Consider the following 25483-nt stretch of genomic DNA (forward strand, 5'->3'; position numbering starts at 1 on the left):
TCTCTAGAGCGCCGGGGCCGGTGTCGGGGACGGCGGGCGGTGGGCGAACCACTTCTGGTCGGCCTCCAGTTGGGCCGCGAGGGAGATCAGGAGTGGCTCGCTGCCCGCAGGGCCGAGGAGTTGGGCGCCGATCGGGAGGCCTTCGGGGGTGAATCCGGCGGGGACGTTCACGCCCGGCCAGCCGAGGACGTTCCAGGGCCAGGCGTAGGGGCAGGCGGAGGCCATCGTCAGGTCCGTGCGCCAGGCCGGCATCGCGTCGAAGGTGCCGATCCGGGGCGGCGGCACGGCCGTCGTCGGGGCGAGCAGCACGTCGTACGTGTCGAAGAGCGTGCCGATCCTGCGGTGCTGCCGGGCCTCGCGGGCGCGGGCCGCGCGCAGGGCCCGCCCGGCGAGGCGGCGGCCGCTGTCGGCCGCGCTGCGGGTGCGCGGGTCGAGCAGCTCGGGCTGGGGGTGGCGGTCGGCGTACTCCGCGATTCCGGCGGTCGCGCGCGGCAGGAAGCTCAGCCCGATGAGGCCGTAGCGCGGGCGGGCCTCCTCGACGGTGTGGCCGAGCCCGGTGAGCGCGTCGGCGAGATCGGCGACGGCGCGGCGGATGGAGCGGTCGAGCGGGTTGTACGTGGCGGTGAACGGCGCCCGCCAGGCGAGCGCGATCCGCAGCCGGCCGGGCTCGCGGCGGGCCGCCGCGGAGGCGTCGACGACGGTCGGCTGGAAGCGGTCGCCGGGATGCGGCCCGGCGACCGCGTCGAGGAGCAGGGCGGCGTCGCCGACGGTCCGGGCGAGCGGTCCGTTGACGGTGAGGCCCTGGAAGCAGTCGTCGTACGGGTGGACGGAGACCCGGCCGCGCTGCGGTTTGATGCCGACGAGGTGGGTCCAGGCGGCGGGTATGCGGATGGAGCCCGCGCCGTCGGAGCCGAGCGCGGCGGGCACGATCCCGGCGGCGACGGCGGCCGCGGAGCCGCCGGAGGACCCGCCGGGGGTGTGCCCGGTGTGCCACGGGTTGCGGGTCGCGCCGAAGGCCGGGCCTTCGGTGAAGGGCCACTGGCCCAGCTCGCAGGAGTTGGTCTTGCCGACGATCACGGCTCCGGCGGCCTTGAGCCGTCGTACCGCCTCGCCGTCCTCGGCCGCGTCGGGGATGTCCCCGGCGCAGCCGAAGCGGGTGGGCAGTCCGGCGACGTCGGTGTCGTCCTTGACGGCCATCGGGACGCCGAGCAGGGGCAGCCGCTCCCCTGCGGCGAGCCTGCGGTCGGCCTCCGCCGCCTCGGCGAGGGCGGCCTCGGGCCGCGTGCAGCGGAAGGCGTTGAGGGTGGGTTGCGTGGCCGCGATGCGGTCGAGGGCCGCCTGCACGAGGGCGGTCGAGGTGACCGTACCCTCGGCCAACTGCCGTGCCTGCTCGGCCAGTCCGCTGTACTCGACCGTGCTCACGCCAGCCCCCTCGTCTCGACGGATGCCGTGACCCTACTGGAGAGTAGCCTCCTTGTCAGCAGGGTCACGGGCGCCCGCTGTCGGACCTCCGTCGTAGGCTGATCCCGCTGGTGGCGAGAGGAGGCCGAGGTGGCTGGGACAGGCGCGAACGGGACGACGGTCGCCGAGGTGATGGCCGAGCTGGCCGCGCTCGAGGACCCGAAGGCGCGCGCGGTCAACGAGAAGCACGGTGACGATCACGGGGTGAACCTCGGAAAGCTGCGGGCGGTCGCGAAGCGGCTGAAGACGCAGCAGGGGCTCTCGCGCGAGCTCTGGGAGACGGACGACACGGCGGCGCGACTGCTGGCGATCCTGATCAGCCGCCCGAAGGCGTTCGAACGGGACGAACTGGACACCATGCTGCGCGAGGCGCGCGCCCCCAAGGTGCACGACTGGCTCGTGAACTACGTGGTGAAGAAGAACCCGCACGCCGAGGAGCTGCGCGTCGCCTGGACCGCCGATCCGGACCCCGCGGTCGCGAGCGCCGGCTGGGCACTGACCTCCGAACGCGTGGTGAAGAAACCGGCGGGCCTCGACCTCGCGGGCCTGCTCGACGTCATCGAGACGGAGATGAAGGCCGCCCCGGACCGCCTCCAGTGGGCGATGAACACGTGCCTGGCCCAGATCGGCATCGAGCACCCCGAGTACCGCGGCCGAGCGATCGGCATCGGCGAGGAGCTGGAGGTGCTCAAGGACTACCCGACGTCTCCCGGCTGCACGTCTCCGTTCGCACCGGTGTGGATCAACGAAATGGTCCGCAGACAGGGCTAGGCCGCCCTCCGGCTCTCCGCCCCTCAGCGGCGCAGTGCGTCGGCCGCTCTGCGTACCGTGCGGGCATCGCCGCGGTGGCCGTGTTTTCTCAGGTACCAGGCGAGCCAGGTGAGGGATTCCGCGAGGCTTGCGACGTCGTTGCTCGGGTGGTGGGGGCCCCGGGTGTCGAAGAGGAGGTCGACGGCCTCCATGGTGGGTGCGAGGACCTCGTCCTCGCGCTCGGCGCGGGCCAGCCGGAGGGCAAGGTTGGAGAGGGCGTGGATCGGCCCGTACACGTACTTCTCGGGGTCGTCCGCGCGCAGCCTGCGGTAGATCCCCACGACCTCGCGCGAGGAGCGCAGGGCGTCGTCGTGGCGGCCGGTGTCGGTGAGGCGGATGCCGAGGTGGTTCATCGCCCGGGCGAGACCGGGCAGGTGGGTGGCGGGGTCGTCCTCGGCCAGCTGCCGGAAGAGGGCGACGGAGTCCTTGGCCGCGACGAGCGCGTCGGCGTGGCGGCCCAGGGCGGCGAGCCGGTTGCCGAGGCTGTCGAGGGCGTCGGCCAAGGCGGGCCGGATGCGACCCGGGTTGGTCTTCAGGTACCGCCGGTAGAGGTGGACGGCCTCGTCGGCGGAGGCGAGGGCCTCGGCGTGGCGGCCGAGCCAGCCGTTGGTCAGGCCCTGGTTCTGCAGGGAGCGGGCGAGGGCCAGGGCCACGTCCGTGGTCATGGTGGGCGAGGTACGGCACAGGACGACGGCGTCGCGCAGGGTCTCGGCGGCCAGGTCGAGGTTGCCGGCGGAGACGAGCCGTAGGGCCTGACCGTTCATGGCGTGCACGCGGTCGAGCCGGGAGGAGGTGGGGGTGGTGGTGGTCGAGTCCGACGACTGAGCGCGCCGGAATCGGCCTTCCGGCGTCACCGTGTACCCATACCTGCGTAACAGCGCCTCCATGAGCCGAAGCCGGGCGGGCTCGCTCGCGGCGATGGACCGGCGCAGGGCCACGAACTCGGCCACGTACGGAGCTGCTTCGGCCTCGCGGTCGAGTTGGTGCAGTTCGTGGATGAGGGCGAGGACCGTCGCGTAGTGCTCCCCCTGCGTCGCGTAGGGCGCGACGGCGCGGAAGAGGTCGACGGCCTCGCGGAGGGTGACGACCGCCTCGTCCTTGCGCCCCATCTCGCCGAGCTTGATGCCCAGCTCCCCGAGCGCGGAGGCGAGGCCGTCCCGGTCGCCCAACCGGCGCCGGATCGCGACGCCTTCGCGGATCGACTCCAGGGCGTCGTGATGGCGCCCCAACTCCGCGAGCTGGTTGCCGAGGTTGGTGAGCGACCAGGCGAGATCGGGCAGATGGGCGTCGGGCTCCCGCCGGGCGAGTTCACGCAGCAGACCGGTGGCCTCGCGGGCGAGGTCGTACGCCTCCGCCCGCCGACCGAGCAGCCCGAGAACGAGCGCGCGCCGACCGAGCGTGGCGGAAAGACCGGCGGTGTGCCCCTGGGGATCGAGCACGACGAGCTTCCGGAAGACCTCAACGGCTTCGCCAAGCACCTCGGCCGACTCCTCGAGCCGCTCGGGCAACTCGGCGAGCACCGAGGCGAGCCCGTGCAGACACACCGCGAGATGCGGCAGATACCGCACCGGCTCGACCCGCGCGAGCCTCCTCAACTCGTCGGCCTCGCGCCGCGCTTCACGCAACGTACCTTCGTCGGGCATCCCGGAACTCTCCCCCGCCGTTCCCCAACTCCCCTACGTTCTCCCCTACCTTCCCTGTCACGCCCGACTGCCACCTCCGGTTCCGCGCGGCTCCGGGCTACGCAGACATCCAGCCAGGTGCCAGGACGGGGTCGTTCATCGCAGGGTTGCGGGGGAAATCTGGAAGAGCTCGTACGTGGCGACCGTCTCGAACCCCAGGCGCTCGTACACCGGGAAGCCGGCCGGGCTGGATTGGAGAGTGCCGACCGTCAGGCCGCGTGCGCGGCCGGCTTCCAGGGCCGCGACCGTGAGTGCCGCGCCGATGCCCTGGCGGCGTTGGTCCTCGGTGGTCGTGACGACGTAGATGCCGGCCACGCCGTGTGCTTCGTAGAGGAGCGACGTGCCCACCGGACGTCCCGCGCGGCGGCCGACGAACCTGACGATGCGGGCGGCGTCGCGGCGGTCCAGTTCGTTGCGCAGCACGTCGTCGAGGAGTTCCGGCGGGACGCCGAAGGACGGGGTGTAGGTCTGCACCCACTCCTTCAGCGCGGGCAGCCCTCGCACTGTCTCGATCTCCAGGTCCGCAGGCCCTTCGGCGGGAACCACGTCCTTCGTGTCGATGGCCATGATGGGCATCGCGCCGAGCCTCACCCCACCGAGCCCGGGAAGCCTTTCCGCCGTACCCGGGGCGCTGTCGGGTCCCACCCAGCACATCCACGGAACTCCGGCCAGCCGTTCGGTGGCGTCCTTGAGCGACTGTTCGAGCCGGTCGATGTCGCCCAGTCGCAGAACTCCGTTGAGCTGGCCGTTCGCCAGCCCGCTTCGGTAGTACGCCAGTTGACCGTCGACGCGCTCGGCCGAGCCCCAGCCGAGCCAGTAGTCACGGCAGTTGGCGAGCAGCTGTTCCAGCATCAGAGAAGACCCGTCCTGACCGCACGCGCGACGGCCTGCGTCCTGTTCTTGCAGTTCAGCTGCTTCACCGTCTCGTGGATGATGCCCTTGATCGTCCGCTCCGAGTAGCTCATCTTCTCCGAGATCTCCAGGGTGTTCATGCCTTCGGCCAGCATGCGGAGCACCTCTATCTCCCGCGCAGCGAGGCCGCCCCTTCTCGACAACTGCGCGAGCGTCTGCTGCCGTTGCTGATGGCCCAGTTCGGCGATCAGATGTCCCACCAGTTCGTTCGGGAAGCGGCTGCGCCCGGAGCTCGCCGCGACGGTCGCGTCGAGCAGGTTCTCAAGGCTCGAGCGGCTCCGGTAGAGGAAGCTGGTGAGGCCGTACTCGACCGCCTGGGTGAGCTGCTGCTCGCTGACGCGATCCGCCATCACCACGACGGGGACCGGCGCGCCGGCGGCGCGGGCGGCATCCTGCCTCAGCACCCTCAACCAGTCGTCGTTCAGGGAGTGGAGCAGCATGACCGACACGTCCGCGTCGGGAAGTCCCTGCTGGGCGACGATGTTCACGCCGGAACGCGACTGCAGGTAGGCGCTGGTCGCATGTTCCAGGAAGGCGTCGCTCGCCCTCAGGACTACTCGGATCGGATCTGCCAGCGTCGCGGATCCCGTTCCACCCGTCTGAGTCACAGTCAGAGTCACTTCAGCAATCCCCAGATAGAACCGACATGCACGCTCGACGCTCCCACCCCGGTGCGAGTGGAGTTCGAGCCGTATCGGCACAGTACGGCGACCGCCGGTGACCCAGCTTCGGTCAAATGACCCAGTAGGATTTCAGGGTGGTTGAATTGGTTTGGGTGGTTTGCGTCAACCACCTGGTCCCCTCCCCGACCCTCATGACGTCAGCTTGCCTTCCCGTCGCGCTGCCCGCATCGGCCGAGTTCACCCGACGGTACGAACAGGAAGCGTCCGTGCCCTTTCGCACGCACGTGTCTCACGCGGGATTGCCGGGCCGCATGGCGTTCCTACAGTCCTCGACAAAGGCACCGAACCACCGCAGCCGCTCCTGCCGACTCCTCCATCCCCCGCGGCCCAGGGAGAAGCGACGCCATGCATCCGACCACGACGGCCGTTCCGTTCGAAACCGCGACCGAACCCTCTGTCCAGGCGCAGCCAACCCCGCGTGCCGCCGCCCGGATCGTCTCCGCCGGCGGGCGCGGAATCGCGCGGGACCGGCTCCGGCTGATGAGTCTGTACGGCGATCGGTTCCGCCGGGCCATGTCGGGCGTCGGAGCGGCACTCCCGAAGGAGTGGGCGGCCTTGGACAGCCGCCGCGCCCTCGACGTCAGCGCCCGCGCCGACCTGGCCGCCGTCCGTCTCTACCTGGACGAGGAGTGGGCCTGGGTGGATCCGATGATGCTCGCCGGGGAACCCGGTGTGCACATGCCGCTCGCGCGTTGCGTCGCGTCGGGGCTGCGCAGGCTGCCCGCCTACCGAGGGCCCGCCATCGTGCGCACCGGTGTGGCCGGCAGCCTGGTGGAGTGGTATCGGCAGAACCCCCTGGCCGTCGACCACGGCTTCTGGCAGGCGGCCTCGTCGCCGGCCGTGCTCGGTGCAGGTGGACCCGGGTATGTGGTGTGGTCGCTCACCGGGCGCCGTACGGACTCCGTCGACCCGTACGCCACCGGGAGGCTGGTGTTCACTCCCGGCACCCGGTTCAAGGTCCTCAAGGTGGTCGACGCGCTCGACGGCCGAGGGGCCCGCGTGATGCTGCGTGAGATGTTCCCGTGGGAGACCGCCGAGACCATCGAGAACGCCGAGACCGTTAAGACCACTAAAGCCGTCGAGTGGTGGGACGCGACTACGGTGGAGGAGCTGACCCGGGCGACGGCGCGGCCCACCGAACTCTCCCTCATCGAGGGCGCGTTCGCGCGGAAGCGTCCTCCGGGGCTGGTCACGACGGAGCAGGGGGCCGCCTGACGCGCGACCTCGGGTCTTGGCTCACGACACGACATCTGGCAGTGTGATGCGGCTCACGTCTCATCGAGCGAACTTCCGGGTGTTCCTTCCGTCATGCCCTTGATCCGGCCCGAGCAGATTGGAAGGTCCTCATGTCGTTCCCCACGTCACCAGCCTCGAACGGCCTCGTCGGGCGTTCGGTGGAGCAGGCGCTCGTCGACGATCTCTTCGATCCCGCCTCCCGGGGCACCGCGCTGATGCTGACGGGAGAGGCGGGCGTGGGGAAAAGCGCCCTGCTGGACATCGCCGCGGAGCGCGCGTCCGAGGCGGGGTTCACCGTCGTACGGATCGTGGGCTCGCAGTTCGGGCAGGACGTCGGCTTCTCGGGCCTCGCCCAACTGCTCCAGCCGCTGGCCGAGGAGATCCCGGCCCTGCCGGCCCGGCAGGCGGAGACCCTCCAGGCGGTGCGGGGCCTCTCCGACGAGCAGCCGGCCGAGCTGCTCAGCATCTCCAACGCCGTACAGGTCCTGTTGACCCGGACCGTGGCGACCCGTGGCCCCCTCACGCTGGTCATCGACGACCCGGCCTGGCTCGACCGCCCCAGCGCCATGGTGCTCGGGACCGTCGCCCGGCACGTCAGAACGGGTTCCCTGGTCCTGCTCGCGGCGTCCAGGACCGGCGACGAGTCCTTCCTGAGCGGCACCGGGATACCTACGCACGAGGTGCAGCCGCTGGACGAAGAGTCCGCTACCGCGCTGGTGGCGGAACGGTTCCCCGCCATGACGCCCCGGGTCCGGCAGCGCCTTGTCACGGAAGCCGCCGGCAACCCGCTGGCCCTGCTCGAACTGCCCGTCCCCCTCAACGAGGCCCAGCAGACGGAACGGGGGCCGCTGCCGGCCGTGCTGCCACTCTCCGAACGCCTCAAGAAGATATTCTCCGTACGGGTCGGTGCCCTGCCGCGCGCGACGCAGGAGCTGCTCCTGCTCGCCGTCCTGGAGGGCTCCGGTGATCTGCACGTACTCGAACGAGCCCTCGCCGGATCGGACGTCCTCACCAGGCTGGGCCCGGCCGAGCGGGCAGGCCTGGTGTGGGTGGACTCCCTGACGGGCCGCCTGGTCTTCCGGCACCCGCTCACCCGTTCCGCGGTCATCGAGCTGTCCACCCGAGCCGAGCGGCAGCGGATGCACCTGGACCTGGCCGAGGAGTTCCCGGAGGGTTCGGAGCGCCGGGTCCGCCATCTGGCCGCCGCGGCCGGCGGCCCGGACGACGAGGTGGCCGCCCTCCTGCACGACGTGGCCTATCGGACGCTGCGCCGCGGCGACGCCGTCGGCGCCCTCACCACCCTGCTCCGGGCCTCCGAGCTGAGCGGCTCGGGGACGACGAAGGGGCGCATGCTGGCCGAGGCGGCCGTCCTCGGCGCCAACATCACCGGTGACCTGCGCAACGTACGGTCCCTCCTCGACAACGCCAGGTCGGCCGATCCCGTGGGGGCGGACTCGCCGGCGGTGGCGGCGGCCGCGGCCAGTCAGCTCCTCAACGGCGAAGGCGACGCGGACACCGCGCACCGGCTGCTCGTCGGCGCGATCCGCAGTAACGCCCAACCCGGTCGGACGGACGACAACATCCTCCGGGAGGCCCTGCACACGCTGCTCATGGTGTGCTTCTTCAGCGGCCGGCCCGACCACTGGCCTGCCTTCGACAGCGCCGTGGCCGATGTGCTGCGGCACGCGCCCGATCCCCTGCTGAGCGTGCTCCGCGCCGCCTTCGGCGATCCCGCCCACAGCGCGGTGGCGGTCCTGGACGAGCTGGACGGCCTCATCCTCGGCCTCACCCGGGAGACCGATCCCCGGAGCATCGTGCGGACCGCGATCGCGGGTGTCTATGTCGACCGGCTGCCCGACTGCCGCAGCGCCCTGCGGCGGGTCGCGGAGGACGGCCGCAACGGAGGAGCCATCGCCACGGCCATCGAGGCCCACTTCCTTCTCGCCAACGACGCCTATGCCGGCGGACAGTGGGACGACGTCCCGGTCCTCACCGACGAAGGTCTGCGCTGGTGCGAGACGCACAACTACCGACTGCTCGGCTGCTCGGGGCAGTTCCTGCGAGGCGTCCTGGCCGCCGCGCGAGGCGACGACCGGACGGCCCTCGACATCGCCGACCGGCTCGATTCGTGGGGGAACCCCAGAGGACTGGGGATGCTGCACGTGTACGCCTCCCACATGCGGGCGCTGTCCGCGCTCGGCGGCGCGGACTTCGAGGGCGCGTACCGCTGTCTGAGATCGCTCGGCACACCGGGGCAGCTCCCCTCGCACACGCCCCATGCCCTCTCGCTCTTCTGGGACTTCGCCGAAGCCGCCGCCCGGACCGGTCACCACACCGAGGCGGTCGAGCACATCGCTGCGGTGAGGGCGTCCGGTGTCCCGGCCATCTCGCCGCGCCTGGCCATGCTGACCGACGCCGCCGAGGCCGTGGCCAAGCCGGACGTCGTCGATCACGAGCTGTTCGAGCGGGCCATCGCCACTCCGGGGGCCGAACGATGGCCCTTCGACTGGGCACGGATCTGCCTCGCCTACGGGGAGAGGCTGCGCAGGGCCAAGGCAGGAGGGGCCGCCGGGATCCACCTGGAGGCCGCGCTCAGCACGTTCCAGCGCCTGGGGGCCCAGCCGTGGAGCGCACGCGCCGCGAACGAACTACGGGCGAGCGGTGTGAACGTCCACGGCCACGTCCCGGCCGCGACTTCGGCCGAGGACGGCCGTTCGCCGCTGACTCCTCAGGAGCAGCAGATCGCGCAGCTGGCCGCCACCGGGCTGACCAACAAGCAGATCGCGGCCCAGCTCTTCCTGTCCCCCCGCACCGTGGCCGCCCATCTGCGCGGAGTCTTCCCGAAGTTGAACGTCACGTCGCGCGCCGGCCTTCGGGACGCGCTCACGCGGCGGCATGCCTGATCAACTCGGCGACGGCGTCGGGGCGGGAGATGTAGACGGCGTGGCTGGCGAGGACCTCGCTGGTGGTGGCTCCCGCCCGTTCCGCCATCGCGCGCTGCGCCGACGGCGGGATCATCCGGTCGGCGGTCGCCACGAGATACCAGCTCGGCTTGAACCGCCAAGCCGCCTCCGCCACCACGCCGTTGAGCGCGTCGACGCCCCAGGCCACCTGCGAGTCCGCCATGAACCGCGCGTACTCCAGCGACAGATCGCCCCCGAAGGAGTCCGGGAACTTGTCGCGGTCGAGCAGGAGGAAGCCGTCCTCGGGCGGCAGGATCGGCGGAACGGGCGCGCTCGGCGGCGGGTCGGCGATCAGCGCGCTGACCGACTCGCCCTTGTCGGGCACGAAGGCGGCGACATAGGCGAGCGCGGCGACCTTGGGATGCCGACCGGCCTCGGTGATCACGACGCCGCCGTAGGAGTGGCCCACGAGCACGGTCGGCCCGTCCTGGGCGTCGATTACCTTGCGTACGACCGCGACGTCGCCGTCGAGGGAGTGGGTCGGGTTCTGCACGACGCTGACGCGGAAGCCATCGCGGGTGAGAAGGCGGTGCACGGCCTGCCAGCCGGAACCGTCGACGAAGCCCCCATGGACGAGGACGACGTTCTTCAGGGGGCTCATGTCATGGCTCCTGTGATCTGTGAAGAACCTCCGTTGCAGGTGAAAGCTAGCCAGCGGCGCGCTCGGGGCGCTTCGGTCGAATGACCTAGTGGCGGCTGAGGGGGCGACGTAGCACCGGCCTCGCTCGGCCGATCTCCCTCAGCCGGTCTCCCTCAGCGATCTCCCTCAGCCGATCCACCTCAGCCCGCGGGCAGCAGGTCCAGGCGTTGTACGGGTCGGGGGTGGGCGAGCCGTAGCTGGCGTACGCGGCCGGCGGCGTCCAGGGTCATGAGCCAGGCGACCGCCGGTGGGCAGTGGTCGGGGTGGTTCGGTGGGTTGATGATGTCCATCTCCCAGACCGTGAGGGACCGGCCGGCAGCCGCGTGGACGAGGCGCTGGCGGACCCCGTCCTCAACGTCGGCGTCCATGGTGCGTACGAGAAGGTCCCAGCCGCCCAGGCGGTCGGCTCCCCGGAGGAGGGCGATGTCGGGGGACCAGCGTTCCGTCATCAGCCGGCCGAAGCGGCCGCTCTCGGCGGCGGCGAGCGTCTCCCGGGCCTCGGTACGGCTGGCCGACACCCGCTGCTCCGTGTCACCGTGCGCGGAGTCGGCCGTGGCGGCGAGAGCGGCGGCCAGTTTGGCCCGGCCCAGGCTGAGCCTGCTGCGCACCGTGCCCACCGGGACGCCGCACACGCGGGCGATCTGCTCGTACGAGGTGACGACGGTGGTGAAGTGCCGCAGCACCAACGGCAGGCGCAGCAGCGGCGAGAGCTGCTCGAGCGCCTCCCAGACCCAGTCCCGTACCGCGCTCCGTTCGAGCCACTGCTCGGGGCCGTCCTCCGGCGACGGCAGCGGGAGCTCGTCCACCGGCTGGGGCGCCGTGACCGCGCCCCGCAGCAGGGACCGGGCGGCGTTGCGCACGATCATCCGCAGCCAAGGGCCGACGGCCCCCGGGTCCCGTACGTCCCCGATCCGCCGCAGCGCCGTCAGGGCCGCGTCCTGCATCACGTCGTCGGCGTCCGCGCCAGGCCCCAGAATGCTCAACGCCACCGCACGCATGCCCGCCCTGTGGCGTTCAAGGAGCAAGCCCAGGGCGGCGATGTCACCGGCCTGCGCCGCGCGCGTGAGCATCGCATCCTCCACACGCGCCGCTTCGACTGCGTCCCGCATCCCACGATCCCTTCCGGCACTGGTCACTCGACCGTAGAGCGCCTGGATCAGGCCGCGCCATACAGGGGGCTGCGCAAGGTGCCGTACCGGTCCGCGCAGGTGAGTGCCTCGACGGAGGCGACGAGCGCGGCGGCCAGGGCGACCGGGAGGTACGGCCCCGTCGGCGGTCGCCGCGTCGGGGCGCGGAGCCACTCGTAGCGGTCGCCGAACACGGGCCGGGGCCCTGGCACGACGACCACCGAGCCACGGCTCAGATAGCGGTGTGCGGGAGGCGTTCCTTCACCGCGCCCGAGTTGGCGGGTGAAGGCCTGCCGACTCCTCGGGGCCAGCAGGAAGCCCATGCGTCGCGCCCGGTGGTCGAGCACGGTCGGGCCGATGGGCAGTCCTCTGTGCAGGAGTTGGCCGAGCGCCTCCAGGCCGAGCCGCTGGTCGACCGAGACCACGTCGAACGTGCGGCCCGTGGGCAGGGGGTACGGTGCTCGGGGGTCGCTCGCCCACGCGGTCAAGCATGCTGACGGATCATCAGCAGCTTCGCAGAGCCAGGAGATGTGCCTCCATGTCGTTCGCTTCACGTCACTCACCTCTTGAGGAGATGTCTCAGACGGCCCGCCGTCCGGGGCTGTCCTCGGGCAGCTGACCGAGACCGGTCAGCGCGTCGCGCAGCCCGCCGCGGGACGTGATGTCCAGCTTGCGGAACGCGCCTCGCAGATGGGCCGCCACGGTGCGGTGGGACAGGAAGAGCTGGGCGGCGATCTGCTTGTTCGTCAGTCCTGTGGCGGCGAGTTGGGCGGTCTGCCACTCCTGCGGGGTCAGCGGCGGCTCGGCACCCGCCACGGGCAGGACGGGGGCGGCCGGGGCCTGGCCGCTCGCGCGCAGCTCGCCCAGCGCGCGGGCGCTCCACGGGGCGGCTCCGAGGCGCTCGAACGTGTCCAGGGCAGCCTCCAGGTGAGGCCGCGCCGCGACGCTCGCCTGGGCTCGGCGGAGTCGTTCGCCGTAGCCGAGGCGGATCCGGGCCAGATCGAAGGGCCACTGCTCCGCGCCGGGTGTCGCGATGGCCTTCTCGAAGAGGTGGCGATCGAGGCGGTTCGGGTCGGCCAGCGCGGTCGCCGCGTCGGTGATCATGGCGAGGCGTGGTGAGAGGGCGGGGACGCCGGCGTCCCGGACGGCAGCCAGGAACGCGGCCGCCTCCTCGTGGTGACCGGTACGGGTCGCCGCCTCGGTGAAGTCCCAGACGAGCCTGAGGGCGTGCGGGACATGCGCCGCGGGCCGGTTCGCGGGGCTGAGAGGCGTCAGGTGCCGGTACGCGCTCTCGAAGTCGGCGCGCCCGAGCGCGGACAGGGCGTTGATGTGGGCCGCGTGGACGCGGGGCCCAACCAGGCCGCGCGGGTTGCCCCAGGAGGCGAGGCCGTCCGCGAGGCTCCGGGCGGTGTCGTCGTCACCGCGTGCGGCGGCCAGCAGGCCCTGCGGCAGGCGGCCCCGCCAGGCGTGGAGCCGGTAGTCGTGGGAGGCGCACCACCGCAGCGCCTCGTCGGTCAGTTCGGCGACCTCGTCCCACCGTCCGCCCGCGTAGGCGTCGTCGGCCAGGAGGAGGAGGGCCGGGATGGCCGAGGCCACGGCTCCTCCGTTGCGGCCGTTGTCGACCACGCGGAGCAGGGCGCTGCGGCAGCCCGGAAGGCGGTCGACGTAGGTCGCGGCGACGGCCGTGCGGACGATGGCCGTGGGGTCGGTCTGCCGGTGGAGCCCGGCGACCAGCTCGTCGAGGCGGGGCAGGACCGGCAGCGCCGCGTGCGCCGGGTCGCCGAGGGCGCCGCGCAGGACCGGCAGCAGGGGGTCGGAGGCGTCCATGCCGTGGCGCGCCAGGATCGCGTCGAAGGACTGCCACAGGTCGGGCCGCCCGCCGGACGCGCACACCAGGAGCAGGGTGTGGAGCGCCTCGCGCAGCATGACGGCGTCGGCCGGGCCCCCGGGGGTGTGGCCGGCGATCGCTCCGACGAGCAGCCGGTGAGCACCGTCCGCGTCACCGTCCCAGTGCAGGAGCTCCCCCGCTGCCGCCGCGGCGGCGGCCGGGGACGAGGCGCTCGACGGGTCGACGGCCGCGGCGTCGTCGAGCAGGGCGCGTACGGCGCGCAGGTCGCCGGTGACGTGGGCGCTCAGGCAGGCGGCCTCGGCGAGCCTGCGCCCCTTGGCCGTACGAGAGCCACTGAGCTCCGAGGCGCGTACGAGAGCGGAGACGGCGCCGACGGAGTCGCCGCGGCGCAGGGTGCTGTAGGCGGCCTCGTGCACCAGAGCGGCCACCTGGTCGTCCGGGCCCACGGTCGCGCCGGCCAGGTGCAGCGCTCGGCGCTCGGACCCTTCCGGGAGCGCGGAGGCGAGCGCCCGGTGCGCCCAGCGGCGCTCGGCGCCGGTCGACAGCTCCATGACGGCCGAGCGGGTCAGCGGGTGCCGGAAGGCCAGGCGCCCGGCGGCGGAGTCGACCCGTACGAGTCCGGCATGCTCGGCGGGGGCGAGTTCGGCCGGCGTCCCCGCCGCCTCGCCCCTCCCCCGCAGCACCTCCAGGTCGCCCGTGTCGTCCAGAACGGCCAGCAGGAGCAGCTTCCGGGTGGCGTCCGGCAGGGCCGCGACCCGCTCCGAGAAGATCGTCCGCAGGCGCTCGGTCAGCGGGAGGACGGCCGGCAGGGACCGTACGCGCGTCTGCTGGACGAGGCTGAGCGAGACGGGCAGTTCCAGCAGCGCGAGGGGGTTGCCCCCGGCCTCCGCGAGGAGCCGTCGGCGTACCGCGGAGGTCATGTCCGGGAACCGCTCGGCCACCAGTTTCGTCGCCGACTTCGCGTCGAGGGGCGGCACTTTGTGGGTCCGGGTCCCCGTACCGGGGATGAATGCCTCGCCCCGCCGGGAGGCGGCCAGCAGCGCGACGCGCCCGATGCCCGCGTGGCGGGCGACTGTCGCGAGGACCACCGCGCTGGGCCGGTCCAGCCATCCGTAGTCGTCGACGATCAGGGCCAGCGGGCTGCGTGCCGTACCGGTGCGGAAGAGCAGCTCCCGTACCGCGTACGCGACGGTCGACAGCTCCTCCGGTTCACCCGCCGCGAGGCCGAGGATCACTTCGAGAGTGCGCGCCTGCCGGGCCGGCAGGGAGGCCAGCTCGCCCGCCAGCGGCAGCAGGATCTGGTTCAGCCCTGCGAAGCCGACGTGCTGGTCGAAGCGGGCGCCGGCGGCCCGCACCACGCGGAATCCGTCCCGCTCCGCCCGCAGCGCGGCTTCGTCGAGCAGCGCGCTCTTGCCCACGCCGGCCGCTCCGGTCAGGAACAGCGAGGCACTCCGGTGCGCCGCCTCGGCCAGGAGCCTGTCGACCAGCGCGAGTTCCGCCGACCGCCCGACAAGGGCGCTCGTGCCGCCCTGGGCCTGTACCTGAGCGGGGGCGTGCTCGGCCAGCGGGACGACGTTGGACGGGGCGGCGGTCGCGGAACCGGCGGTGGCGGAACCGGCGGTGGCGGAACCGGCGGTGGCGTGTGGCGGCGTGAGAAGAGTGGTCATGATTTCCCCTGCGAGCGGCGGTGGAAGACGCGAGAGGCGCGGCTCCTGCGGTCAGGCGGTGGCGGCCTCGCGAACGAGGCCGGCGACCGCGCCGGGCTGCGAGATGTGGACGGCGTGGCTGCCGATGGCCTCGACGACGGTCGCGCCCGTGCGCCGGCCCATGGCCCGCTGGGCAGCGGCCGGGAGCATGCGGTCCTCGGTGGCGACCAGGTACCAGCTGGGTTTGTGCTTCCAGGCCGGTTCGGTGACCGCCCCGCCGAGGGCGGCCACGCCCCAGGGGACCTGGGCGTCGGCCATGAACGAGGTCCGCCGTACGGGCAGATCGGCGGCGAAGGCGTCGTGGAACCTGTCGCGGTCCAGGTGGAGGAGGCCGTCGCCCTGCGACAGGAGCGGCGGCACCGGCGCCCCGGGCGCCGGGTCGGCGAGGAACGTGCCGGCCGACTCCCCCGTGTCCGGGGCGAAGGCGGCGATGTACGTGAGGGCCGCGACGTTGGGGTGCGTACCCGCCTCGGTGACGACGACCCCGCCGTAGGAGTGGCCGACCAGGACGGCCGGCCCGTCGAGGGTGTCGAGGACCTGGCGGGTCGCGGCGACGTCACCCTCGAGCGACAGCGTCGGGTTCTGCACGATCCGGATGCGGAAGCCGTCCCTGGCGAGCTCGTCGTAGACGCCCCGCCAACCGGACCCGTCCACGAAGCCACCGTGCACGAGCACGATGTTCTCGATGGTCGCCATGGGCGCTCCCGGAGTGGGTGGACGGGCCCCCACAGGCCCGTCCGACTCCCTCCAGTCAACGCTCACGGCGGCCGTCTGCCCATGCAGAACAGCACGCAGAACAGCACGCGGAGTTCTGCGTGCCGTCACCCGTTGGACATCTCAGGGACCGGTGGACACCAGGTCACGGCAACGACGGCCGGCCTCGTCGTCGCCGACCTCCTCGAACATCTCGGCCGCCTGCGCGTAGGCCCGGATGCTCTCGTCCCGCCGGCCCTCGTCGCCGAGCAGGGATCCGAGTGTCTCCAGGGAATGGGCCTGTGGGACGGACAACTTGGCCTGCTCCATGAGGCCGATCGCCTCGACGAGCTTGGTGATGGCTTCGGGCCGACGGCCGAGCGATCCGAGGCATTCGCCGGCGCGAGCCAGTGCGATCGGCCGGATGAACGCCGCCACCGTCGGCCTCACCCCCGACTCCGGGTCCTGCAGCAATTCCCCCAGGTCGAGGTACCGCCGCAGCGCCTCGGCGTGGTGCCCTGCGTCCCGCAGACAGGTACCGAGGGCGCCGAGGCACTGGCAGTACGAGTCCATGTCACCGACGGACTTGAAGAGCTCCGCCGCCCGGGTCTCCGACGCGGTGGCCTCGTCGAGCCGTCCGAGTCTGCGCAGCGCTCCGCCCTCGTTGTGGAGGGCGGAGGCGACGTGTTCCGTGGCTCCCGTGCGCTCGGCGAGCTCCATCGCCTCGGTGGTGTACCGCAGCGCGGTCTCCGGGTCGTCGCGCGGCAGCAGATGGACCCAGGCCAGCGAGTTGAGCTGGTGGGCCTGACGGGTCCGATCCCCCAGTGCGGCGGCGGCGTCGACCCCGAGTGTGAACACCTCGTGCCAGTGCGGCGCGTGCATCCAGCGGTCGGAGAACCAGTGCAACGACTCGGCGCAGTCGAGCACTTCGGGGTGCCGGGCGTCGCTCGCCGCCGCCCGCAGCGCCCCCAGCCAGTTGTCCACGTTCACGCGCAGCCACTGGTCGGCCGCCTCCTCCGAGGACAGGTCGGCGAAGTCGGCGGGCCGGCCGGCGCGGCCTTGATCCCGTTCGAACCATCCCCCCGCGACGGAGGCCTTCCGCACCAGCCAGGACGCCGTCGTCCGCTCGACCGCCTCCCGCTCGTCCGCCGGGTCCTCGGCCTTGAGCCGTTCGCGCGCGAACAGCCCGACCAGGTCGTGGAAGCGGTAGCGGCCGGCCCCGCTGTCCTGGAGGAGGCCGAGGTCGATCAGTTCGTCGAGCACGTTCCAGGCGTCCTCGACGGAGATCTCGCCCACCACGGCGGCGAGGGCGGCGTCGAAGTCGTGGCCGGTCACCAGGGCGAGCCGGCGGAAGAGCTTGCGGGCGTCCGGGGCCAGTTGCTCGTACGACATCCCGAAGGCGTTGGCGATCTTCAGGTCGCCCGCCTTGAGCTGGTCGAGACGGCGCTCCTCGTCGGCGAGCCGGGCGATGAGTTCGGCGGCGCTCCATCCGGGGCGGCTGACGAGTCGGTTGCCGATGATCCGTACCGCGAGGGGCAGGCCGCCGCACAGCTGCGCGAGCTCGGTGAGGACCGCTTCGCCGTCCGAGGCGCCTCGGTCCCGGGTGATCCCGCTCAGCAGGTGAGTGGTGTCGAGAAGGGGCAGGGGGCCGAGGTTCAGGCGGCGTACGCCCTCCAGGCCGGCGAGCAGCCGGCGGCTGGTCACCAGGGCCCGGCCGTGGCCTCCACCCGGCAGCAGGGGACGGATCTGCTCTTCCGACGAGGTGTTGTCGAGCACGACCAGCGCCCGTCTCTCTCTCAGCAACGACCGGTACAGCGACGCGCCTTCGGCGAGGTCGGCGGGGATCTGCTGGTCCGGTACGCCCAGGGCGCGGAGCAGCTGTGCCAGGGCCTGGTCGACGGGCAGTGGGCGCGCGGACATGCCGAACAGGTCGAGGAAGTACACCCCGTCGGGGAAGTCCGGGCGCAGGGTGTGGCCTGCGTGGATGGCGAACGCGGTCTTGCCGAGACCGGCGGCGCCGGTGATGAGTCCCACCTGGGCGACGGCCTCGGTGTCCTCGTCGCGGACGAGGCTCCGCGTCCAGGCCAGCTCCGCCGTACGGCCCGTGAAGTCGTCGATGCTACGCGGGAGTTCGCACAGTCCGGTCGGGCGCTTCCAGTGGTCTCGCAGGCGCCCGTCGCGCGCCAGCTCGATGAGCTCCTTGCGGTCGGGCCCTTCCAGGGCCAGCGCGTCCGCGAGGGCGGTGACGGTCCGGTGCTGAGGCCCCTTGCTGCGGCCCCGCTCCATGTCGGACAGGGTGCGGCCGCTGACTCCGGAGAGTGCGGCGAGTTGCTCGAGTGTCAGGCGTGCGGCGTGCCGGTGCCGCCGCAGCAGTTCCGCGAAGCGAGGTAGGGCGTTGATGAGGAGGCCTCCTTCTGCGGGGAATCCCCTCTGGATTCGTCGGACCCAATATCGGGCCAACCTACTTAACAAGCAAGCAGGATTCAGGAGTTACGCGAAGAATGCGCTTTCGCGCGGGGCGCCGGTGCGACGCGTCTACACGCGGATGACCTGAGGCCCGAGCAACGAGTACCGATGTGCCTCGGCCGAGGACAGCGCGGTGTCGGTCACGATCGTCTCGAACTCCCGGACCTCGGCGAACCGGCAGAAGCTGACGGCCCCGAACTTGGTGTGGACCCCGGAGAGGACCCGCCGCCTGGCCGAGCGCAACGCCTGTGCCTTCACCTCGCCCACCGCGGGGTCGGGGGTAGTCAGCCCGTACTCACGAGAGATCCCGTTGGCCCCCACGTACGCGAGGTCGATGACGAAGCCGGCCAGCATCTCCGTGGCCCAGTGGTCCACCGTGGCGAGCGTGCCGCCCCGCACCCGCCCGCCGAGCAGCAGCACCTGGACCCGGTCCCGCGCCGCCATCACGGAGGCGGTCGCGAGCGACGCGGTGATGACGGTGAGCGGACGGTCCTGGGGCAGGGCCTCCGCGATCAGCTGGGGCGTGAAGCCCTCGTCGACGAAGACGGTCTCCGCCTCGCCGAGCAGTTCGGCGGCCGCCCGGGCGATCCGCGCCTTCTCCGCCACGTGCCGCACCGTGCGGGCTTCGAGGGTGGTCTCGTACCCGGCGCTCTCCACCGGGTACGCCCCGCCGTGCGTACGGCGGACGAGCCCGTGGTCCTCCAGAACCCGCAGGTCGCGGCGGACGGTCTCCAGGGAGACCGCCAGCTTCTCCGCCAGGGAGACCACGTGGACCGCCCCCTCACGGCGGGCGGCCCTGAGAATCGCACGGCGACGGTCCTCGGCAGTCACACCCCTCACCACCTCGACGCTAGGAAGGCCCCCGGTCGCGGCCCGACCGCGCACCATCATGTGGCACGGGGAGCCCCGGAGACATCGGCAGGATGACCGAGAACGTACGGCATGCCGGCGAGCCCACCCGGGCCATTCGGGCACGGAATGGGCCCCGCTCACCCCGCCAACGGACAGGGGCGCGGCCCGCTCCCACCGCCGCCGGCCGCCTGATCTGCGGAAACGGTGGCGGGCAATCGGGCATGAACGGGCAGCATCCACACGGCGAACAGCCTGGTCACCTCAGTCGAAGCCCTTGTAAAAACGGACCACGGGCCCGAACGGGCAGCGACAGGCAGGACAGAACCCCGGCGGGAAGGTGTGGCGTGGACACGGACGAGCGCCGGCGCAGGATCCTGAGCATCACGCGCGGCTCGGGATCCGTGGAAGTGTCGGATCTGGCCACGCGGTTCACCGTCGCCAGGGAGACGATCCGCCGCGACCTGGCCGCCCTGGAACGGAAGGGGCTGATCCGCCGCAACCACGGCGGTGCGCGGCCCGTGGAGAGCGCCGGATTCGAGACGACCCTCGTGGAGCGCACCACCCAGCACGTTCCGCAGAAGACCCGGATCGCCGCCGCGGCCGCCCAGCTGCTCGGCGAGGCGGAGACGGTCTTCGTCGACGAGGGCTTCACCCCGCAGCTGATCGCCGCCGCACTCCCCCGCGACCGTCCGCTGACCGTGGTCACCGCCTCCCTCGCGGTGGCCCACACCCTCACCGACGCGGAGCAGACCACGGTCCTGCTGCTCGGCGGCCGGGTGCGACCGGGGACCCTGGCCACGGTCGACCACTGGGCCTCCCGGATGCTCGCCGGCCTCGTCATCGACCTGTGCTTCATCGGTGCCAACGGCATCTCACGCGAGTACGGGCTCACCACGCCCGATCCGGCCGTCGGCGAGGTCAAGAAGCAGGCGGTCCGCGCCTCCCGGCGCCGGGTGCTCGTGGGCGCGCACACCAAGTTCGGTGTCGTCAGCTTCTGCCGTTTCGCCGAGATCCGGGACGTCGAGGCGATCGTCACCGACACCGGCCTGCCGTCGGCCGAGGCCCAGCGCTACTCCTTGCTCGGCCCCCAGGTCATCCGGGTGTGAACACACCAGCCGTGTGAACACCCCCGCCCCTCACTTCACCCCACCACATCACATCACCTCACCACCTCGAAGCTTCACCTCAACCCGCAGCAGTCACCCGCAGGAGGCAGCCATGTCTGTCCAGAACCGTTCCCTTGCCGTCCCCCTGAACCGCCGACGCCGTGCCCTCGGGGCGCGTGTCGTGGCGGCCGGTGCCGCCGGCGCGCTCCTCGCCGCCTGCGCCGGCGCGGGCGGCTCCGCCTCCTCCGGCGGCGAAACCCTCAACGTCCTGATGGTGAACAACCCGCAGATGGTGGAGTTGCAGAAGCTCACCGCGGCGCACTTCACCAAGGAGACCGGGATCCAGGTCAACTTCACGGTGCTCCCGGAGAACGACGTCCGCGACAAGATCAGTCAGGACTTCTCCAATCAGGCGGGCCAGTACGACGTGGCGACCATCAGCAACTTCGAGGTCCCCATCTACGCCAAGAACAACTGGCTGCACGCCCTGGACGACTACGTGGCCAAGGACACCGCCTTCGACCAGAAGGACGTCCTCGCACCCCTCACGAAGTCCCTCACCGCCGCCGACGGCAAGCTGTACGCCGAACCCTTCTACGGCGAGTCGTCCTTCCTGATGTACCGCAAGGACGTCTTCGCGGAGAAGGGGCTGACCATGCCGGAGCGGCCCACCTGGCAGCAGGTCGCCGACCTCGCGGCCAAGGCCGACGGCGCGAAGCCGGGGATGAAGGGCATCTGTCTGCGCGGGCTGCCCGGCTGGGGTGAGGTGATGGCCCCGCTGACGACGGTCGTGAACACCATGGGCGGCACCTGGTTCACCAAGGACTGGAAGCCGCAGCTGACCTCGCCCGAGTTCAAGAAGGCCACGTCGTTCTACGTGAACCTGGTGCGCGAGCACGGCGAGGCGGGCGCCCCGCAGGCGGGCTACGCGGAGTGCCTCAACAACCTCACCCAGAGCAAGACCGCCATGTGGTACGACGCGACCGCGGCGGCAGGGTCCCTGGAGGCCAAGGACTCCCCCGTCAAGGGCAAGATCGGGTACGTCCAGGCCCCGGTGGACAGGACCGAGAGCTCCGGCTGGCTCTACACGTGGGCCTGGGGCATCCAGAAGGCCTCCAAGAACTCCGACAACGCCTGGAAGTTCATCTCCTGGGCGTCGAGCCAGAAGTACGAGGAGCTGGTGGGCGAGCAGATCGGCTGGGCCAACGTCCCGGCCGGCAAGCGGGCTTCGACGTACCAGAACCCCGCGTACAGGAAGGAGGCCGCGGCCTTCTCCGACGTGACCCTCAAGGCCATCGAGTCCGCGCGCCCCGAGGCCCCCGGTGTGCAGGAGCGTCCCGCGCCCGGCATCCAGTTCGTCGGCATCCCCGAGTTCACCGATCTGGGCACCAAGGTGTCGCAGGAGATCAGTGCCGCGATCGCGGGCCGTCAGTCCGTCGACGAGGCCCTGACGAAGAGCCAGGCGTTCGCCGAGAAGGTCGCGGAGGAGTACCGGTGACCACCTCGGTCAGCACCTCCCCACCGGCGACCGCGGGGGCACCCCGGCGCACCGGCGGCACGGCGAAGCGCTCCGGGAAGAAGGGCGGGCCGTCCGCGTGGGCGACCCGCGCGCCCCTGCTGCCCGCCCTGGTCTTCCTCATCGCGGTCACCCAACTGCCCTTCGTGGCTACCCTGGTGATCTCCTTCTTCGACTGGAACTCCCTCGACCCGGACGCCCGTGAGCTCAGCTGGTTCGGGAACTACGCGACGCTGGCGACCGATCCCGCCCTGCGCGAGTCGGTCCTCACCACCGTGGTCCTGACCGCCTCCGTGGTCGTGGCGTCCGTGGTCCTCGGGCTGCTGCTCGCCCTGCTCATGGACCGTACGTTCGTGGGCCGGGGCTTCGTCCGCACCCTGCTCATCACCCCGTTCCTCCTTGTCCCGGTCTCCGCGGCGCTGCTGTGGAAGCACGCCCTCTACAACCCCGAGTACGGCCTCTTCAACGGGGCCTGGACATGGGTCGCCGGCCTGTTCGGCGACGACACGCCCACGCAGCCGGACTGGATCTCGGACTCGCCGCTGCTCGCCGTCGTGGGCGCCCTGGTGTGGCAGTGGACGCCCTTCATGATGCTGATCCTGCTGGCGGGGCTGCAGAGCCGGCCGGCCGAGGTGATGGAGGCGGCCCGTCTCGACGGGGCCTCCGACTGGCAGATGTTCCGATACGTCACGCTGCCGCATCTGCGCCGCTACCTCGAACTGGGTGTGCTGCTCGGCTCGATCTACATCGTGCAGAACTTCGACGCGGTGTTCACCATCACCTCGGGCGGTCTCGGCACCGCCAACCTGCCGTACACGATCTACCAGACCTTCTACCAGGCCCACGAGTACGGTCTCGCCTCGGCGGCCGGGGTGCTCGTCGTGATCGGCACGATCGTGATCGCGACCTTCGCGCTGCGGGTGGTCTCGTCCCTGTTCAACGAAGAGGTGAACCGCCGATGACCACGCTCGCCCCGGCACGTCCTTCCGTACGCGAGGCTTCGCTCCCGCCCGCCGCCCGCAAGGCACGGCGCCGCTCGGCCGGGCTCGGTGTGGTCGCCTGGTGCGCCGGCATCCTCTTCTGCCTGCCGGTCGCCTGGATGGTGCTGACCTCGCTGCACTCCGAGCCGGACGCGGCGACCAACCCGCCCTCGCTCGGCGCGGCGCTCACCCTGGACGGCTACAAGAAGTTCTTCGGCGCCGGCGGAGGCGCCGACCCGTGGCCCTCACTCATCAACTCGACGACGGCGAGCGTGGTTTCGACCGTTCTTGTCCTGGTCCTCGCTCTTCCGGCGGCGTACGCGCTGTCCATCCGGCCGGTCCGCAAGTGGACGGACGTGATGTTCTTCTTCCTCTCCACGAAGATGCTGCCGGTGGTGGCGGGCCTGCTGCCGATCTACCTGTTCGCGAAGAACGTCGGGATGCTGGACAACATCTGGCTGCTCGTCATCCTCTACACCTCGATGAATCTGCCGATCGCGGTCTGGATGCTGCAGTCGTTCCTCGCCGATGTACCGGTGTCCATCATCGAGGCCGCCCAGGTGGACGGCGCCAGGCTGCCCACGATCCTGGCCCGGATCGTCGCGCCCATCGCCGCTCCGGGCATCGCGGCGACCGCGCTGATCTGCTTCATCTTCAGCTGGAACGAGATGCTGTTCGCCCGCGTCCTGACCGGGGTCACCGCGCAGACGGCGCCCGTCTTCCTCACCGGATTCGTCACCAGCCAGGGCCTGTTCCTCGCCCAGCTCTGTGCCGCTTCGGTCGTCGTGTCCCTGCCGGTGCTCGCCGCCGGCTTCGCCGCCCAGGACAAGCTCGTCCAGGGCCTCTCCCTTGGAGCCGTCAAATGAGGGCAGCAATCGTCGAGGCGCCCGGCAAGGTCTCGGTCACCACGCTCCCCGACCCCACACCGGGGCCCCGTGACGTGGTCGTCGAGGTCGCCGCGTGCGGACTGTGCGGCACCGATCTGCACATCCTGCAGGGCGAGTTCGCGCCGACGCTGCCCATCGTGCCCGGCCACGAGTTCGCGGGCGAGGTGGTCGCCATCGGCTCCGAGGTGACCGAGGTGTCGATCGGCGACCAGGTCGCCGTCGACCCCTCACTGCCCTGCCACGAGTGCCGCTTCTGCCGCGCGGGACGCGGAAACCTCTGCGACCGATGGGCGGCCATCGGGGTCACCGTTCCGGGCGGCGCGGCCGAGTACGCCGTCGCGCCCGTCGCCAACTGCGTACGGCTGCCCGAGCACATCGACGCGCGGGACGCCGCCCTCATCGAGCCGCTGTCCTGCGCGGTGCGCGGCTACGACGTGCTCAGCGGCACGCTCGGGGCGCAGGTGCTGATCTACGGCTCCGGCACCATGGGCCTGATGATGCTGGAACTGGCCAAGCGCACCGGCGCCGCCGCGGTCGACGTCGTCGACATCAACCCCGAACGCCTCGCCACGGCACAGCTGTTGGGCGTCTCGGGTGCGGCGGCCGCGGCGGCCGAGCTGGAGCGGCCAGGCGGCTGGGACGTGGTCGTGGACGCGACGGGCAACGCGGCGGCCATCCAGGACGGCCTCGGCCGCGTCGCCAAGGGGGGTACGTTCCTGCAGTTCGGCGTCGCCGACTACGCGACGCGGGCGGTCATCGAGCCGTACCGGATCTACAACCAGGAGATCACCATCACCGGCTCCATGGCCGTCCTGCACAGCTTCGAGCGGGCCGCGGCGCTCTTCGCCACCGGTGTCCTCGACCCCACCGTCTTTATCAGCGACCGGCTGCCCCTGGAGCAGTACCCGGAGGCGATCGACCGCTTCAAGGCGGGCCAGGGACGCAAGATCGTGGTGCAGCCGTGAGCGGTCTCGACCGGGGGCGGGAGGACGCGGTCCTCGTCATGGGCGAGGCCCTGACCGATCTCGTACCGGAGGAGGGCGGGACCCTGCGTCCGCAGCCCGGGGGCGCGCCCGCCAACGTGGCCGCGCAGCTGGCCCGTCTGGGGGTCCGCACGGCCTTCGCCGGCACACTGGGCGAGGACGACTTCGGGCGCCGGAACGAGGAGCGGCTGCGCGGCTTCGGCGTGGAGCTCGACCTCTGCGGACGCTCCAGCCTGCCCACGGCCCTCGCGGTGGCGGACCCGAGCGAGGAAGGGACGCGCTACCACTTCCACCTGCGGGACACGGCGACGTTCGAACTGCCGGACGTGGTGGGGAGGGTGGGGGAGTTCGCCGCCGTATACGTGGGCGGGCTCGCCGCTGTCGTGCCGCCGGCGGCGGACGTGGTGCTGGCCACTGCGCGGGCGGCGGCGCGTCACTCGGTGCTCGCGGTGGACCCCAACGTCCGCACGGACCGCACGCTCGATCCGGAGAGCGGTCTGCGCCGGCTGCGCGAGCTGTGCGCGCTTGCCCATGTCGTCAAGGTCAGCGACGAGGACGCCCGCCTGCTCTGGCCGGGCGATGCCCCCGAGGCTCCGTGCCGCAAGTTGGCGGCCGAGGGGCGCCTGGTGCTTCTGACCCGGGGGGCGCGGGGCAGCTCGGCCTTCCTGCCGGGCGACGTCCACGTCTCCGTGCCTGCCGTGCCGGTGACCGTGACCAGCACGATCGGGGCGGGCGACGCCTTCATGGCGGCGGTCCTGGCGGTGCTCGTCCGCGGCGGGGCCCTGCGCGGCGGCGGCCCCGCCGCCATGACCGCCGCGCAGGCCCGGGAGGCGCTGGAGTACGCGGCGTCGGTGGCGGCGGAGGTGCTGGGCCGGGCCTGAGGCGGGGGTCCTCAGGCCCGGCCCGAGGCCGGGCCGCCAGGGGCACCCCA

Annotated in this window: 20 protein-coding genes; 9 read left to right on the forward strand and 11 right to left on the reverse strand. The window is 71.9% G+C overall.

The window, feature by feature from the left end; translation table 11 throughout:
* Positions 1-3: 3 nt before the first annotated feature.
* Complete coding sequence (locus ACWCO8_RS01395; protein ID WP_451030370.1) at positions 4-1422, reverse strand: amidase; 1419 nt, start codon at positions 1420-1422, stop codon at positions 4-6.
* Positions 1423-1593: 171 nt separating this feature from the next.
* Between ACWCO8_RS01395 and ACWCO8_RS01400 the strand changes: the two genes are divergently transcribed.
* The gene (locus ACWCO8_RS01400) at positions 1594-2232 is read left to right on the forward strand and encodes a DNA alkylation repair protein (RefSeq protein ID WP_451030876.1); all 639 of its coding nucleotides are present in this window, start codon (positions 1594-1596) and stop codon (positions 2230-2232) included.
* Positions 2233-2255: 23 nt separating this feature from the next.
* On the opposite strand, the gene ACWCO8_RS01405 is transcribed toward ACWCO8_RS01400, so the two are convergent.
* From ACWCO8_RS01405 to ACWCO8_RS01415, 3 genes are all read right to left on the reverse strand, one after another.
* Positions 2256-3914 carry a tetratricopeptide repeat protein gene (locus ACWCO8_RS01405; protein WP_451030371.1) on the reverse strand — a complete coding sequence of 553 codons (1659 nt, stop codon included), beginning with the start codon at positions 3912-3914 and terminating at the stop codon, positions 2256-2258.
* Between the two features lie 135 nt (positions 3915-4049).
* On the reverse strand, positions 4050-4805 hold the full coding sequence (locus ACWCO8_RS01410; RefSeq protein WP_451030372.1) for a GNAT family N-acetyltransferase: 756 nt from the start codon (positions 4803-4805) through the stop codon (positions 4050-4052).
* On the reverse strand, positions 4805-5353 hold the full coding sequence (locus ACWCO8_RS01415) for a helix-turn-helix transcriptional regulator (RefSeq protein ID WP_451030373.1): 549 nt from the start codon (positions 5351-5353) through the stop codon (positions 4805-4807). The genes ACWCO8_RS01410 and ACWCO8_RS01415 overlap by 1 nt, the downstream gene beginning before the upstream one ends.
* Before the next feature lie 540 nt (positions 5354-5893).
* Between ACWCO8_RS01415 and ACWCO8_RS01420 the strand changes: the two genes are divergently transcribed.
* Positions 5894-6763 carry a hypothetical protein gene (locus tag ACWCO8_RS01420; RefSeq protein ID WP_451030374.1) on the forward strand — a complete coding sequence of 290 codons (870 nt, stop codon included), beginning with the start codon at positions 5894-5896 and terminating at the stop codon, positions 6761-6763.
* A 131-nt stretch (positions 6764-6894) separates the two neighbouring features.
* Positions 6895-9687, forward strand: a complete 2793-nt coding sequence (locus ACWCO8_RS01425; protein WP_451030375.1) for an ATP-binding protein — start codon at positions 6895-6897, stop codon at positions 9685-9687.
* On the opposite strand, the gene ACWCO8_RS01430 is transcribed toward ACWCO8_RS01425, so the two are convergent.
* The 7 genes from ACWCO8_RS01430 to ACWCO8_RS01460 all read right to left on the reverse strand — a co-directional run bounded on the left by ACWCO8_RS01430 (position 9668) and on the right by ACWCO8_RS01460 (position 19059).
* Positions 9668-10348 (reverse strand): alpha/beta fold hydrolase, encoded by a 681-nt coding sequence (locus tag ACWCO8_RS01430; RefSeq protein WP_451030376.1) that lies wholly within the window; start codon positions 10346-10348, stop codon positions 9668-9670. The genes ACWCO8_RS01425 and ACWCO8_RS01430 overlap by 20 nt on opposite strands.
* A gap of 179 nt (positions 10349-10527) precedes the next feature.
* Complete coding sequence (locus ACWCO8_RS01435; protein ID WP_451030377.1) at positions 10528-11457, reverse strand: RNA polymerase sigma factor; 930 nt, start codon at positions 11455-11457, stop codon at positions 10528-10530.
* An 86-nt stretch (positions 11458-11543) separates the two neighbouring features.
* On the reverse strand, positions 11544-12077 hold the full coding sequence (locus ACWCO8_RS01440) for a bifunctional DNA primase/polymerase (protein WP_451030378.1): 534 nt from the start codon (positions 12075-12077) through the stop codon (positions 11544-11546).
* Between the two features lie 16 nt (positions 12078-12093).
* Positions 12094-15030, reverse strand: coding sequence for an ATP-binding protein (locus ACWCO8_RS01445; RefSeq protein WP_451030379.1), 2937 nt, complete (start codon positions 15028-15030; stop codon positions 12094-12096).
* Positions 15031-15081: 51 nt separating this feature from the next.
* Positions 15082-15765 (reverse strand): alpha/beta fold hydrolase, encoded by a 684-nt coding sequence (locus ACWCO8_RS01450; protein ID WP_451030380.1) that lies wholly within the window; start codon positions 15763-15765, stop codon positions 15082-15084.
* 141 nt (positions 15766-15906) lie between these two features.
* The gene (locus ACWCO8_RS01455) at positions 15907-18234 is read right to left on the reverse strand and encodes a tetratricopeptide repeat protein (protein WP_451030381.1); all 2328 of its coding nucleotides are present in this window, start codon (positions 18232-18234) and stop codon (positions 15907-15909) included.
* A 63-nt stretch (positions 18235-18297) separates the two neighbouring features.
* Positions 18298-19059, reverse strand: a complete 762-nt coding sequence (locus ACWCO8_RS01460) for a DeoR/GlpR family DNA-binding transcription regulator (protein ID WP_451030877.1) — start codon at positions 19057-19059, stop codon at positions 18298-18300.
* A 365-nt stretch (positions 19060-19424) separates the two neighbouring features.
* On the opposite strand from ACWCO8_RS01460, the gene ACWCO8_RS01465 reads away from it, so the two are divergent.
* The 6 genes from ACWCO8_RS01465 (at position 19425) to ACWCO8_RS01490 (ending at position 25433) form a co-directional block, all read left to right on the forward strand.
* Positions 19425-20186, forward strand: a complete 762-nt coding sequence (locus ACWCO8_RS01465) for a DeoR/GlpR family DNA-binding transcription regulator (protein ID WP_451030382.1) — start codon at positions 19425-19427, stop codon at positions 20184-20186.
* A gap of 112 nt (positions 20187-20298) precedes the next feature.
* Entirely contained in the window at positions 20299-21684 is a 1386-nt protein-coding gene (locus ACWCO8_RS01470; protein WP_451030383.1) for an ABC transporter substrate-binding protein, read from the forward strand.
* Positions 21681-22664, forward strand: a complete 984-nt coding sequence (locus tag ACWCO8_RS01475; RefSeq protein WP_451030384.1) for a carbohydrate ABC transporter permease — start codon at positions 21681-21683, stop codon at positions 22662-22664. The genes ACWCO8_RS01470 and ACWCO8_RS01475 overlap by 4 nt, the downstream gene beginning before the upstream one ends.
* Complete coding sequence (locus ACWCO8_RS01480; protein WP_451030385.1) at positions 22661-23548, forward strand: carbohydrate ABC transporter permease; 888 nt, start codon at positions 22661-22663, stop codon at positions 23546-23548. The genes ACWCO8_RS01475 and ACWCO8_RS01480 overlap by 4 nt, the downstream gene beginning before the upstream one ends.
* Complete coding sequence (locus tag ACWCO8_RS01485; protein ID WP_451030386.1) at positions 23545-24534, forward strand: zinc-dependent alcohol dehydrogenase family protein; 990 nt, start codon at positions 23545-23547, stop codon at positions 24532-24534. The genes ACWCO8_RS01480 and ACWCO8_RS01485 overlap by 4 nt, the downstream gene beginning before the upstream one ends.
* Complete coding sequence (locus tag ACWCO8_RS01490) at positions 24531-25433, forward strand: carbohydrate kinase family protein (protein WP_451030387.1); 903 nt, start codon at positions 24531-24533, stop codon at positions 25431-25433. The genes ACWCO8_RS01485 and ACWCO8_RS01490 overlap by 4 nt, the downstream gene beginning before the upstream one ends.
* Positions 25434-25483 lie beyond the last annotated feature (50 nt).

It is taken from the genome of Streptomyces sp. NPDC001927 (assembly GCF_053594455.1).

Bases quoted from the DNA above. Each gene is read 5' to 3' on its own strand.
- ACWCO8_RS01400 (WP_451030876.1), top strand. From the start codon at position 1,594: ATGGCCGAGCTGGCCGCGCTCGAGGACCCGAAGGCGCGCGCGGTCAAC.
- ACWCO8_RS01405 (WP_451030371.1), bottom strand. From the start codon at position 3,914: ATGCCCGACGAAGGTACGTTGCGTGAAGCGCGGCGCGAGGCCGACGAG.
- ACWCO8_RS01410 (WP_451030372.1), bottom strand. From the start codon at position 4,805: ATGCTGGAACAGCTGCTCGCCAACTGCCGTGACTACTGGCTCGGCTGG.
- ACWCO8_RS01420 (WP_451030374.1), top strand. From the start codon at position 5,894: ATGCATCCGACCACGACGGCCGTTCCGTTCGAAACCGCGACCGAACCC.
- ACWCO8_RS01425 (WP_451030375.1), top strand. From the start codon at position 6,895: ATGTCGTTCCCCACGTCACCAGCCTCGAACGGCCTCGTCGGGCGTTCG.
- ACWCO8_RS01430 (WP_451030376.1), bottom strand. From the start codon at position 10,348: ATGAGCCCCCTGAAGAACGTCGTCCTCGTCCATGGGGGCTTCGTCGAC.
- ACWCO8_RS01435 (WP_451030377.1), bottom strand. From the start codon at position 11,457: ATGCTCACGCGCGCGGCGCAGGCCGGTGACATCGCCGCCCTGGGCTTG.
- ACWCO8_RS01445 (WP_451030379.1), bottom strand. From the start codon at position 15,030: ATGACCACTCTTCTCACGCCGCCACACGCCACCGCCGGTTCCGCCACC.
- ACWCO8_RS01450 (WP_451030380.1), bottom strand. From the start codon at position 15,765: ATGGCGACCATCGAGAACATCGTGCTCGTGCACGGTGGCTTCGTGGAC.
- ACWCO8_RS01470 (WP_451030383.1), top strand. From the start codon at position 20,299: ATGTCTGTCCAGAACCGTTCCCTTGCCGTCCCCCTGAACCGCCGACGC.
- ACWCO8_RS01480 (WP_451030385.1), top strand. From the start codon at position 22,661: ATGACCACGCTCGCCCCGGCACGTCCTTCCGTACGCGAGGCTTCGCTC.
- ACWCO8_RS01485 (WP_451030386.1), top strand. From the start codon at position 23,545: ATGAGGGCAGCAATCGTCGAGGCGCCCGGCAAGGTCTCGGTCACCACG.